Below are 12468 nucleotides of genomic sequence, written 5' to 3'. Positions count from 1 at the left end.
TCAGGCGGCGAGACGGAAGGCGGGGGCGGGCGGGCCGCGCCGGATCACCGTGTGCTGGAGCGCGGTGGTGTGCGGGGCGGGCGCCTCGTCCTGTGCGGTACGAGGGCCGCGCGGACCCGGCTCGGTGACGGGCAGCAGCCCGGCGCACAGGGCGTGCGCCAGCGCGAGCGCCGCGCGCAGGGATCGTACGAGCGCCCCCTCGGCGACGCCGTGCGCCGACAGCTCGATCAGCCGCAGGACGGCCAGGTCGCCGCGGCGCAGCAACCAGCCCGCGGCGACCGCAGCGAGGACGTGGCCGAGCAGCATCGGCAGGGAGGGCAGCAGTGACGCCGAGGAGCCGGTGGCGTCGCCCATGTGCGCCATGGCCGGCATGGAGCCCGCGGGCCGGCCCGCGGAGTCGATGAGGTGGGCGTCCAGCAGCAGGCGGTAGGCGTGCCCGGGGGTGAGCGCCGACGGGCTGGATCCGCACAGGAGCCGGGTGGCCCGCTCGACGAGCGCGCCGTTGCTCAGCGAGGCGTCCGGCGAGCCCGCCGGCATGGCGCCCATCGCGGTGGCCGCCCCGTGCTGGCTCAGCCCGAACAGCGTGTGCAGCACGCTCTGGCCGAGCGCGAGCAGCGCGGCGATGCCCGGCAGTGAGCGGGACCGTCCGGCGAGGGGTGCCACGATCAGCAGGGAGCCGAGGAATCCCGCGCCGAGCGTCCACAGGGGCACGCGCGCGCAGGAGGCCAGGGTGTGCCCGGCGGCGGCCAGCACGACGCAGACCGCGGCGAACACCGCGGCCCGCAGCATCCGGAGCCCGGCTCCGGGACGCGCCGTGCGCGCGTGGGGGGCAGTCATGGCGGCCTCATCATCCCACTGGTCCGCACCGCGCCCCGCGGCAGGTGGCGGAATCGCGTCACGGTGAGACAGTGGCCGCCGCCACCGGGAGAACCGCCCGCCACGACCGGAAGATCACGCTCCGTGTGCGGAGCAATGGGAAAGATGCCCGGAATCCGTGCGGGAAGTCGCCCTCCATACACCGATTTCTCCCGGCGCACATCGACTGTATGGGCGGCGTCACGTGAACGGTGTGCTTACGGCCGCGCACGCGCGGCAATACGTAACGGTATGTCGAGCCGCGGCCAGGAGGCTGGAGCATGAGCATCTGGTGGTCACTCCATCTGCGCCGCGACGCCGCGAGCGTGCCGCTCGCCCGGCGGTTGCTGGTGGGCACCATGGAGACGGCGGGCGTCGACCCCGACGTCTCCTACGACCTCTCCGTCGCCCTCACCGAGGCCTGCGCGAACGCCGTGGAGCACGGTGGCGACACCACCGACGGCGGCGCCTGTGAGGCGTATCGCGTGACCGCCTATCTGGACGGCGAGAGATGCCGCATCGAGGTCACCGACTCGGGCCCCGGCTTCCCCCGTCCCCCGGACATACGGCTCGCCCGCCCGGACGCCGAGCACGGCCGCGGGCTCGGTCTGATCAGAGAACTCGCCGATCACGTCCACATCGGCGCGAAGCCGGGCCGGGGCGGAACCGTCGTCAGTTTCGACAAGATCCTCAAGTGGCGGAAGGACGCCCACCTGATCGCCCTGTAGCCCCGAGGAGTCGGGCAGGGCCGAGGGGTTCCGGCACCCGGCCGTTATGGTGCGTGCATGGATGCCGAAGCGCCGGCTCACGAGAACCTGGCGGGCGGGATCGTGCTGCGTCCGCTCGCCGCGGCGGACGCCGTCGCCCTCGCCGCCGCCTACACGGAGAACCGCGCACACCTCGCACCGTGGGAGCCGGTCAGACCGGAGTCCTTCTTCACCCCCGAGGGCCAGGCCGAGCGCATCGACGGGCTGCTCCGGCAGTGCGCCGCGGGGACCGTGGTGCCCTGGGTGCTCGAGGCTCCGGAGGGGCGGATCGTCGGGGCGGTCAACCTGACCGGGATCTCCCACGGGCCCTTCTGCAGTTCCTCGCTCGGGTACTGGGTCGCCGCCGACCAGCAGAACAGGGGGCTGGCGAGCGCCGCGGTGGAGCGGGTGTGCCGGATCGCCCGGGACACGGTCGGGCTGCACCGGATCGAGGCGTCCACGCTGGTCGAGAACACCGGTTCGCAGCGGGTGCTGGCCAAGTGCGGGTTCGAACCGATCGGCCTGGCACCCCGCTACCTGCACATCAACGGCAGCTGGCGGGACTGCCGGCTCTTCCAGCGCGTACTGCACGACGAAGCGCCCGTTCCCTAGCCCCGCTCCCGGGACCCGGGCATGCCGGCGGCCGGGCACCTCGCGGTGCCCGGCCGTCGGGGTGTCTCAGCCCTTCAGCGACGCCATCCACGCCTCGACCTCGTCGGAACGGCGCGGGAGGCCGGCCGAGAGGTTCCGGTTGCCGTCCTCGGTGACGAGGATGTCGTCCTCGATGCGGACGCCGATGCCCCGGTACTCCTCCGGGACCGTCAGGTCGTCGGCCTGGAAGTACAGGCCCGGCTCGACGGTGAGGACCATGCCCGGCTCCAGCGTGCCGTCCACGTACGTCTCGGTCCGCGCGACCGCGCAGTCGTGGACGTCCAGGCCGAGCATGTGGCCGGTGCCGTGCAGCGTCCAGCGGCGCTGCAGGCCCAGCTCCAGGACCCGCTCGACCGGGCCCTCGAGCAGACCCCAGGCGACGAGCCGCTCGGCGAGCACGCGCTGGGCCGCGTCGTGGAAGTCGCGGTACTTGGCGCCCGGCTTCACCGCCGCGATGCCGGCCTCCTGGGCGTCGTACACGGCGTCGTAGATCTTCTTCTGCAGCTCGCTGTAGCGGCCGTTGATCGGCAGCGTGCGCGTGACGTCGGCGGTGTACAGCGTGTGCGTCTCCACGCCCGCGTCCAGCAGGAGCAGCTCGCCGGAGCGGACCGGGCCGTCGTTGCGCACCCAGTGCAGCGTGCAGGCGTGCGGGCCGGCCGCGCAGATGGAGCCGTAGCCGATGTCGTTGCCCTCCACGCGCGCGCGGAGGAAGAACGTGCCCTCGATGTAGCGCTCGCTCGTCGCCTCGGCCCGGTCGAGGACCTTCACCACGTCCTCGAAGCCGCGCACGGTGGAGTCGACGGCCTTCTGCAGCTCGCCGATCTCGAACTCGTCCTTGATCAGCCGCATCTCGGAGAGGAAGACGCGCAGCTCCTCGTCGCGCTCGCCGGTGACCTTGTCGGTCAGGGCGGCCTCGATGCCGGCGTCGTAGCCGCGCACGACGCGCACCGGGCCGGTGGCCTCGCGCAGCGTGTCCGCCAGCTCGCGCACGTCGGCGGCGGGGATGCCGTACAGCGCCTCGGACTCGGTGAGGGAGTGGCGGCGGCCGACCCACAGCTCGCCGTGGCCGGAGAGCCAGAACTCGCCGTTCTCCCGGTCGGAGCGGGGCAGGAGGTAGATCGTCTCCTGGTGGCCGTCCGCCGTGGGCTCCAGGACCAGGACGCCGTCCTCGGTCTGGTTGCCGGTGAGGTAGGCGTACTCGACCGAGGCGCGGAAGGGGTACTCCGTGTCGTTGGAGCGGGTCTTCAGGTTGCCCGCCGGAATGACGAGCCGCTCGCCGGGGAAGCGGGCGGAGAGCGCGGCCCGGCGGCGGGCGGTCTCGGCGGCCTGGGCGATCGGCTCCAGGCCGCGCAGCTCGGTGTCGGCCCACCCGGACTTCATGTTCTCCGCCAGTTCGTCGGAGACGCCCGGGTACAGGCCGTTCTTGCGCTGCTTGACGGTCTCCTCGGCGTCGGTCTCCGGGCCCTCCGCGGTGGCGGAATCGGGCACGGCCGGGTTGAGCTCGTCGGACACGTGATCCTCCTCGGTACGCATGTGATCTCCCCCCGGGCCCGCGACGCTCCTGCTTGTGGCCGAGCGGGGACCTCCATCATCGTACGGTCGTACCAGGGGCGGCCCGGGGCGCGCGGCGCTGTTATGCCCGGTCATGCCAGGTGCGGCCGGGGCGCCCGGGCCGGTGTCCTCAGTCGAAGCGGGCCGCCAGCAGGACCACGTCCTCCGGGCTCTCCGTCCGGTCGAGGCCGTCCGGCAGGACGGTGCGCAGCACATGGTCGGCGACCGCCCCCGGATCGTGGCGCAGCGTGCGCGGGATGCTCGCGGCGGCCGCGTGCAGCCGGGCGAAGGCGCGGTCCATGGGGTCGCCGGTGCGGTGCAGCAGCCCGTCGGTGTAGAGCAGAACCGTCTCGCCCGCCTCGGCCTGGACCTCCACGCTCGGCGCCTCCCAGCAGGCGAGCATGCCGAGCGGCGCGGAGACGGAGGTCTCGGCGAACTCGGTGCGCCGCTCGCCGATCAGCAGGGGCGGGCTGTGCCCGGCACCGGCCAGGGTGACCTTGCGCAGCGCCGGCTCGCAGTAGGCGAACAGGGCGGTGGCCGAGCGGGCGGGCTCGGTCAGCCGCAGCAGCAGCTCCAGGTCGGACAGTACGGCGACCGGGTCCTCGCCCTCCATCACGGCGTAGGCGCGCAGGGAGGCGCGCAGCCGGCCCATGGCGGCCACGGCGCTCGGCCCGGAGCCCGTGACCGAGCCGACGGACAGACCCAGGGCGGCGTCGGGCAGGGGCAGCGCGTCGTACCAGTCGCCGCCGCCGCGCGGGCCGGTGCGGTGCCGGGCGGCGAGCTGCACGCCGGGCACCCGGGGCAGCCGGGAGGGCAGCAGCTCCTCGGCGAGCGTCGCCGTCCACGCACGCGTGCGCTCCACCTCCAGCAGCAGGGCGAGGTGCTCGGCGGCATGCCGGACGTACAGGCCGGCGAGGTGGCGGCGGCGCTCGTCCGGTTCGGCGGGCTCGTCGTAGAGCCAGACGGCGGTGCCGAGGCGGCCGGCGGACTCGGTCGTCAGGGGGAGCGCGTAGCTGGCGGCGTAGCCGAGGCGGGCGGCGACCTCGCGGTGGCGCGGGTCGAGGCCGTCCTCGGCGAACAGGTCGGGATGGACGATCTCGGTGGCGGCGCCGGGGTCGTAGGGCAGCGAGCCGCGCGGCACGGTCTCCAGATGGCCGAGATCGGCGCGGCCGAGCCCGAGGCCGAGGGTGGTGCGGGGGCCGCGCCCGTCGCCGGGTTCCAGCGCGACCAGGCCGCGGCGGGCGCCGACGAGGGCGGACCCGGCGCGCAGCAGCTCCTGGAGGGCGGACTCGAGGGTGCGGGTGCGGGAGAGGCGTTCGGTGAGTTCGTGCAGCGTCGTCAGGTCGGAGACCCAGCCGGCCAGCCGGTCCTGGAGCAGGGTGCCGGGCGCGGGGCCGGTGGGGACGGGGGCGGCGGTGACAGGAGGTGCGGGGTCCGGGGAGGCCCCGGCGCCCGAGACGGAGGATGCGGGCGCGACAGTGTGGGCGGGAGTGGGAACCGTTGGATCGATTCCAGCCACTTTCGGGGGATGCGGGGCGTTCATGGCGCCCGGCCTTCAGACCGGTGCGTATTGCTCAAAAGCATCGCAAACCCCCATGTCATTCTGCGCCGCTAGCAGTGTCTCCACATGTACACGCACTCGTGAGGGGATGTCCAGCATTGTCCTGCGGGGATTCCTGGTGTCCATGGGCCTGAAGTGTGTTTCTCCCGAAACCCTTGCCTTACTGCCAAGTTGGCTTGAAACTGCCTCGGGTATCGGTTCATTGCGGTCGACTGGCCTTGCTCCACGGAGCGTCACAGCGGTCGTGATGGGTACGTACTCGGTGAAGGCCAGGGGTGGTTGGGGGCCACCCGGAACCTGGCGACGGACCCGGGCGTCATAACCACCGACGGCCGAGCCCCATCCTCCCGTGGCGGAGGCGAAGAGAAATACGCGCGACGTAAAACGCCATACTTCGCCACCCCCGCGCCGCACCCGTGCTCAAGACAGACGCACCAAGGACGCGGCCAACTGCTCGACCCCCTGGGGTTCCCCCTGCCGGCGCAGGGGTGTGATGCGCCATTAGGTACGCACAGTGAAGTGATCGACACATGGTGTGATGTGGTCCACGGTGTTGCCAGCGGTGCAACGGAAAGGAACGAGCGCTCATGCGCGAGATCCTCGGAAGGCGACGCAGGCTCCTGTCCAGGCGGAACGGCCGGAGGCCTGAGCTGATCGGCGCGGCCCTGACCTTCGCGACGGAATGGCAGTGGCCCGTACTCCCGGGTGTGGCCCCGGACCCGCAGGGACGGGCCGGCTGCGCCTGCCCCGACCCGGAGTGCACGGTGCCCGGTGCCCACCCCTTCGACCCCGGCCTGCTCGCGGCCACCACCGACGCGCGCATGGTGCGCTGGTGGTGGACCAACCGCCCGGCCGCGCCCATCGTCCTCGCCACCGGCGGCAGCGCGCCCTGCGCCGTCAGCCTGCCGGCGCCCGCCGCCGCCCGCGCCCTCGACCTGCTCGACCGGTGGGGCATGCGCCTGGGCCCGGTGATCGCCGCGCCGTCCCGCTGGGCGGTGCTCGTCAAGCCGTACTCCATGGAGCAGCTCGGCGAACTGCTCTACGCCAAGGACTTCGTCCCCGGATCGCTCCGCTTCCACGGCGAGGGCGGCTATCTCGCCCTGCCTCCCTCCGAGACCGGCCAGGGCGCCGTCCGCTGGGAGCGCGCCCCGCTGCCCGGTTCGGCCGCCCCCTGGGTGCCGGACGTGGAGGCCGTCGTCGACGCGGTGGTCGACGCCCTCACTCGTACGGGTGTGAGCGCGCCCGAGTTGTAGGGGTGTCCGGCGCGGGTGGGCCGGATGCCCGCTTCCGGCCGATATCTTCCGCTGCATGCTGCGCATCTCTGGGGGTCACCGCACACGGACGTCGCACCGGGGTGCTCCGGATCCCGGAAGGCTCCGGCTGCTCGCCCTGTTCGGTGTCGTGGCGGCCGCGGTCGCGCTGCCCTGGGCCGTGGCGTCCGCGGGGCAGGTGGGCGAGTCCTCGGGGCTCACGGAGAAGAACGGGCGGGAGGCCGCACGGCCGGAGCCGTCCGCCGCGGCGCCCACCGCCTCGCCCTCGCGCTCTGGGCTGCTGCTCGGCCTGGGCCTCGCCACCGCCGCCCGGTGCGGCCCCGACCTGTCCTCGCCGGACGGCGTCGAGGCGCAGACCTGTGTGATGACCCAGGGCGACGACACCTGGGCGCGCACCTACTACCGCAACGCCACCGGCGAGGCCGTGGACGCCGTACTGACCCTGATGGGGCCGGGCGGCCGGACCGTTCAGATCCACTGCCCCGCGGGCGCCGACGACGAGCCCGCCACCTGTGAGACGCCCCGCGAGCGCACCCGCGGCCCGATGGACGCCTACACGGCCGTCGCCGAGTTCTCCCGGCACGGGGGCGACGCTCCGCTGCTGCTGCATTCCGGAAGCAACTCCGCGCAGACCAAGGGCAGTTGACGCCTCGCACGGCCCTGTACAGCACATGCGGGCATGGAAAGGCCCGGTTGCTGGCGACGGGGGATGCACCAGCAACCGGGCTACTGGAACCGTAACAAGAGATCGCCGGTTCGCAAATTCGATCTCGGCTATTCGGACACCGATTTCCCTGCCCTGCCGGGGAGTTGTGACCGGAGTCACCCGATTCGGGCGGGTTCGTCGCGGCTGACCGGTCAGTCAGCCGCGAGTCGCACGCGAGCGGTCCTCAGCTGAGCGTGACCTGCCGGTTGGTCAGTCCGCCGCGTGCCCGGCGCTCCTCGGGCGTGAGCGGTTCGGTGACCGCGAGGGCGGCGGCGAGCCGCTCGGCGAACTCGGCGGCCGGCTTCTCCACGTCGTCGGCCGTGACCCCGCGCGGCAGGTCCCAGACCGGCACCGTGAGCCCGTGAGCACGGAAGGAACCCACCAGCCGGGTGCCCTCGCCGAGGCCGGCACCGCCCGCCGCGTGCAGCCGGGCGAGAGCGTCCAGAAGTTGCTCCTCCTCGTGCGGCATGACCCAGCGCAGGTGGTTCTTCTCCGGGGTCTCGCACCAGTACGCGGCGTCCACACCGGACAGCTTCGCGGTCGGGATCGCGGCCGCGTTGGCACGCTCCAGGGAGGCGGCCACCTCCGGCGTGGCGTTCTCCGCGTCCGGCACCCAGAATTCGAAGCCGCTGTGCACAACTGGCTCGAACGCGCCTTCCGGGTCGAGCAGGTCCTGCAGCCGCGGGCCGTCGGCGGGGGCGCGGCGGCCCTGCACCGGCGTGCCGGGTTCGGCGACGAGCGCGCGCTGGAGCGTGTCGGCGAGGTCCCGGCTGATGTCACCGGAGGACGTGTCGTTCTGCAGGCCGATCAGGACCGAGCCGTCGTCCCGGCGCAGCGCCGGCCAGGCCATCGGCAGCACCGTCGCCAGCGTGACCGACGGGACGCCCTCGGGCAGGCCGCCGCGGAGCGCCAGCTCCACCGTGGCGGCCGGGACCAGCTCGCGCAGCGCCACCCAGTCGCACTCGCCGGGCAGCCCCTCGAACGGGCGGTGCACCAGCTCGGTCACGGCGTGCGCGGCGGCCCGGCCGTGACACGCCTTGTAACGCCGGCCGCTGCCGCAGGGGCAGGGCTCGCGGGCGCCGACCACCGGGATCTCCTGGTCCGTGAGCTGCGGGCGCTTGGCCTTCGTCTGGGGTCGCTTCTTGGCCATCGTGGGGTCTCCCGGTTACGGCTCGTCTCGTACGGGCGGGAGCCTAGTCGCTCGCGCGATGACCGGCGGGAACCTGTGGAGAAGGGACACGTGGCGGGCGGCGGGTGAGGTGAGTCGGGCGGGGGCGCGGATGCCGGAGGGGCGGCGTGCCGGCCCTCCTCGCCGCGTCGGTCGAGGCTGAGGCTGCCTGCCGATGCCCGTGCACCGGCGATTGCCCGGCGGTGGCCCCTGCCGCCGTCCGATGCCTGTCGCGCACCGGTGACCGGCACGGCCCGCGCGACGCAGCTCGCAGGGGCGCCCCGGTCCCGGAGGGAAGCCGCCTCAGCCCAGCTCGTCCAGTGCGTCCGCGAAGTCCAGTTCGGCCAGGGCCGGGACCGCGGCGGACGTGACGCGCGTAGCGAAACCTCCGCGATGACGCCCCGCATCGGGATCGTGAACGTCCGCGTGGACCACGACCCAGACCGTCACCTCGCCCTGGACGTCGTCCCGGACGCCCCAGTCGTCGGCGAGTGCCGTGATGATGTTCAGCCCCCGACCGCCGTGCGCGGTGACCGAGGGAGTGGCCGGAGCCGGGCGGGTCGGGCCGCCGCCGTCCGTCACCTCCACGATCAGCCGCCCCCGCGGGTCCACCCGCCACGCGGCCCGCACATCGCCGTCCCCGGCCGGAGCGTCACCGAGGGGCCGCCCGTGTTTGCAGGCGTTGCTCAAGAGCTCGGAAAGGATCAGTACGGCGTCGTCGATGACCGATTCCGACACCCCGCCGCTGCGCAGTTGCGCCCGCATCCGGTGCCGCGCCGTCCCCACGCCCGCAGGACCATGGGGTACGGCCATGCTCGACGACGTGGGCACCTCCTGTGCCACCACCAACGCCACCCCCGAGACCTCCTTTGCCCCACGCCACGGTGTGGATGCCCCATTGGCCTGTACCGGAAACCGGCCAATCCCCTTCCGCTGACGCATTCGCAACGCCCTCTTACGGAGCGAACGCGCCGGAGCACTCCTTGTGACGGGCCTGTCACTGATCAGTCATCGTGTGGCTGGATTTCGTTGGTGTGGCCGGAACGGAGAATGCTGGAGCGCGGCGCCCGGGTCAAGAGGTGTGAGCCGGTCCTTACGCGGCTCTTTATGTCACTCCTCTGTGCGCCGCCTCTCCTTTTCCTTGTGTCACTCCCCGCGGCCGAGCTGCCGCAGCACCGCGCGCGGGCGGTTGGTGATGATGGCGTCGACGCCCAGCCCGACGCAGAGGGCGACGTCCTCGGGCTCGTTCACGGTCCAGACATGGACCTGGTGACCGGCCCTTTTCAGCCGCTCCACATAGGCCGGATGGTTGCGCACGATGCGGAGCGAGGGCCCCGCGATCCGTACGCCCGCCGGCAGCCGCCCGTCGCGCAGCCGGGGCGAGACGAACTGCATCAGGTACACCGTCGGCAGCGTCGGCGCGGCCGCGTGCACGCGGTGCAGCGAGCGGGCCGAGAAGCTCATGATCCGCACCTGGGACTCGGCGGCCGAGCGCGGCGCGTCCAGGCCGAAGCGCTTCAGCAGGTGCAGCAGCCGCTCCTCGACCTGCCCCGCCCAGCGCGTGGGGTGCTTGGTCTCGATGGCCAGCTCCACCCGCCGCCCGGCGTCCGAGACCAGCTCCAGCAGCCGCTCCAGGGTGAGGACGGAGGTGGCCGCCGGGTCCTCCGGCGGGTGCTCCCAGTCGGGTTCCTCGTCGCGCCCGCGCCAGGCCTCGCGTGTCTTCCAGGACCCGAAGTCCAGGGCGGCGAGGTCGGCCAGCTCCAGGGCGGAGACCGCTCCGCGGCCGTTGGAGGTACGGTTCACCCGCCGGTCGTGCACGCAGACCAGGTGGCCGTCGGCGGTCAGCCGGACGTCGCACTCCAGGGCGTCCGCCCCGTCCTCGATCGCCTTCCGGTACGCGGCGAGGGTGTGCTCGGGCGCATCCTCGGAGGCCCCCCGGTGGGCGACGACCTGGATGGTGTGCTCGGCCTCGACGGGGTGCTGTGGTGCGTGGGTCACCGCGTCATGGTGCCACCACCGCCGGGCACCCGGGGCGGCACGGTCCGCCCGCGCGGCGAACGGTGGCACCCGTGCTGCTCGTTCACATAACGTTTGTCGGAAAGATCCTATATAAAGAGTGGTCCCGGACCCACAGCGACCGCTTATGGTGCTCTGACGGCCCGTGGGAAAAGCTGACTGCATACAACAGGAACACGAAAGCATGCACAGCTGTATCGCGCGGGGCCCGGTTTCACGGGCGACGACGTACACGCCGCGACGAGCGTGAACGAGCATGAGCGAGTGTGACCCAGTGCGACCCAGAACAACAGCCGTGGATCGAGGAGAAGAGCTGTGAGCACCGAGAACGAGGGCAACGAGGTACCCCAGGCCCCGTCCGCACCTCCCGTGCCGGTGGCATCTCCCGCTGCTTCCCCGCAGGGCCCAGCGCCCGACGGGAGTGCGCCGACGGCTCCGCTCCCGCCGGTGCCCGACGCCCCCGGCACCCCGGAGCAGGGCACGGCGCCCGCAGCAGGGGCCCCCGCCCCGGCCGACGCGGCCCACGCCGCCGGCCCCGGCCCGGAGGCCCACCAGGCGCACGGCGGCCCGGGCCCCGACGCGCACCAGCCGTACGGCGGGTCGGCACCGTACGGCGGCGGCCCGGCTTCCGACGGTTCCTGGCCGCCCCCGCCGCCGGGCACGCCCTCGTACGGCGCCGGCGGCGCCGGTGGCGCGGGCGGCGGCTGGGGAGCGTCGTACCAGCAGCCCGCCCCCAAGCCCCGCAACGGGCGCGGCGGGCTGGTCGCCGCGGTCCTGGTGGCCGCGCTGGTCGCGGGCGGCCTGGGCGGCGGCATCGGCTACACGCTGGCCAAGGACAGCGACAGCAGCGGCTCCACCACGGTCTCCGCCTCCGACAGCAGCGCCTCCCAGGTCAAGCGCGCCCCCGGCACGATCGCCAACGTGGCCGCCCGGGCGCTGCCCAGCACCGTCACCATCGAGGCGGAGAGCAACAGCGGCGAGGGCGGCACGGGCACCGGGTTCGTCTTCGACAAGCAGGGTCACATCGTCACCAACAACCACGTGGTGGCGGACGCGGTCGACGGCGGCAAGCTCACGGCCACCTTCCCCAACGGCAAGAAGTACGACGCGGAGATCGTGGGCCACGCGCAGGGCTACGACGTCGCGGTCATCAAGCTGAAGAACGCGCCGTCGGACCTCAACCCGCTCGCCCTCGGCGACTCCGACAAGGTGGCCGTGGGCGACGAGACGATCGCCATCGGCGCGCCGTTCGGCCTGTCCAACACGGTCACCACGGGCATCATCAGTGCCAAGAACCGCCCCGTGGCCTCCAGCGACGGCAGCTCCAGCAGCAAGGCGTCGTACATGAGCGCGCTGCAGACCGACGCGTCGATCAACCCCGGCAACTCGGGCGGCCCGCTGCTGGACGCCTCCGGCGCGGTGATCGGCATCAACTCCGCGATCCAGTCCACGGGCAGCGGCGGCTTCGGCTCGGGCCAGTCCGGCTCGATCGGCCTGGGCTTCGCGATCCCGATCAACCAGGCGAAGTACGTCGCCCAGCAGCTGATCAAGACCGGCAAGCCGGTGTACGCCAAGATCGGCGCGTCGGTCTCCCTGGAGGACACCACCTCCGGGGCGAAGATCACCGACACGGGTGCGGCCGGCTCCGCCGCGGTCGAGTCGGGCGGCCCGGCCGACAAGGCCGGCCTCAAGCCGGGCGACGTCATCACCAAGCTGGACGACACGGTGATCGACAGCGGCCCGACCCTGATCGGCGAGATCTGGACGCACAAGCCCGGCGACAAGGTCACCCTGACGTACAAGCGCGGCGGCCAGGAACACACGGTCACCGTCACCCTGGGCTCCCGAGTGGGCGACAGCTGACGGCAGGGGTGCCCCTCTCCGTGAGGGAGCCGGCACCCCCCCAAGACCCCCGCAGGCCCCCCGCCCCCGCACCGTCCCGG

The 12468-nt window shown here is 73.0% G+C and carries 11 protein-coding genes; 5 read left to right on the top strand and 6 right to left on the bottom strand.

Features of this window, described 5'->3' with window-relative positions; genetic code table 11:
- Positions 1-837, bottom strand: a complete 837-nt coding sequence (locus ACZ404_RS23555; protein ID WP_468442929.1) for a hypothetical protein — start codon at positions 835-837, stop codon at positions 1-3.
- A gap of 299 nt (positions 838-1136) precedes the next feature.
- On the opposite strand from ACZ404_RS23555, the gene ACZ404_RS23550 reads away from it, so the two are divergent.
- A complete protein-coding gene (locus tag ACZ404_RS23550; protein ID WP_468442927.1) occupies positions 1137-1583 on the top strand; it encodes an ATP-binding protein in 447 nt (148 codons plus the stop codon).
- 57 nt (positions 1584-1640) lie between these two features.
- Positions 1641-2213 carry a GNAT family N-acetyltransferase gene (locus tag ACZ404_RS23545; protein ID WP_468442925.1) on the top strand — a complete coding sequence of 191 codons (573 nt, stop codon included), beginning with the start codon at positions 1641-1643 and terminating at the stop codon, positions 2211-2213.
- Between the two features lie 66 nt (positions 2214-2279).
- On the opposite strand, the gene ACZ404_RS23540 is transcribed toward ACZ404_RS23545, so the two are convergent.
- Both ACZ404_RS23540 and ACZ404_RS23535 read right to left on the bottom strand, forming a co-directional pair.
- The gene (locus ACZ404_RS23540) at positions 2280-3785 is read right to left on the bottom strand and encodes an aminopeptidase P family protein (protein ID WP_468442923.1); all 1506 of its coding nucleotides are present in this window, start codon (positions 3783-3785) and stop codon (positions 2280-2282) included.
- A gap of 148 nt (positions 3786-3933) precedes the next feature.
- On the bottom strand, positions 3934-5346 hold the full coding sequence (locus ACZ404_RS23535) for a PP2C family protein-serine/threonine phosphatase (RefSeq protein WP_468442921.1): 1413 nt from the start codon (positions 5344-5346) through the stop codon (positions 3934-3936).
- Between the two features lie 605 nt (positions 5347-5951).
- Here ACZ404_RS23535 and ACZ404_RS23530 point away from each other — a divergent pair.
- Both ACZ404_RS23530 and ACZ404_RS23525 read left to right on the top strand, forming a co-directional pair.
- The gene (locus ACZ404_RS23530; RefSeq protein ID WP_468442919.1) at positions 5952-6617 is read left to right on the top strand and encodes a bifunctional DNA primase/polymerase; all 666 of its coding nucleotides are present in this window, start codon (positions 5952-5954) and stop codon (positions 6615-6617) included.
- 55 nt (positions 6618-6672) lie between these two features.
- Positions 6673-7281: a hypothetical protein gene (locus tag ACZ404_RS23525; RefSeq protein WP_468442917.1), complete on the top strand. Its 609-nt coding sequence runs from the start codon at positions 6673-6675 to the stop codon at positions 7279-7281.
- Between the two features lie 244 nt (positions 7282-7525).
- Here the strand turns inward: ACZ404_RS23525 and ACZ404_RS23520 are convergent, their stop codons facing one another.
- The 3 genes from ACZ404_RS23520 to ACZ404_RS23510 form a co-directional block, all read right to left on the bottom strand.
- Entirely contained in the window at positions 7526-8491 is a 966-nt protein-coding gene (locus ACZ404_RS23520) for a DUF5926 family protein (RefSeq protein WP_468442915.1), read from the bottom strand.
- Between the two features lie 321 nt (positions 8492-8812).
- Entirely contained in the window at positions 8813-9451 is a 639-nt protein-coding gene (locus tag ACZ404_RS23515; protein ID WP_468442913.1) for an ATP-binding protein, read from the bottom strand.
- A gap of 204 nt (positions 9452-9655) precedes the next feature.
- On the bottom strand, positions 9656-10507 hold the full coding sequence (locus tag ACZ404_RS23510) for a glycerophosphodiester phosphodiesterase (RefSeq protein WP_468442911.1): 852 nt from the start codon (positions 10505-10507) through the stop codon (positions 9656-9658).
- A 333-nt stretch (positions 10508-10840) separates the two neighbouring features.
- Between ACZ404_RS23510 and ACZ404_RS23505 the strand changes: the two genes are divergently transcribed.
- A complete protein-coding gene (locus ACZ404_RS23505; RefSeq protein WP_468442909.1) occupies positions 10841-12388 on the top strand; it encodes a S1C family serine protease in 1548 nt (515 codons plus the stop codon).
- The last annotated feature ends 80 nt before the right edge of the window (positions 12389-12468 follow it).

Source organism: Streptomyces sp. NPDC030798 (assembly GCF_055572275.1).
Note: the sequence above shows the minus strand (reverse complement) of the source record. Positions and strands in the feature narration are given on the sequence as shown.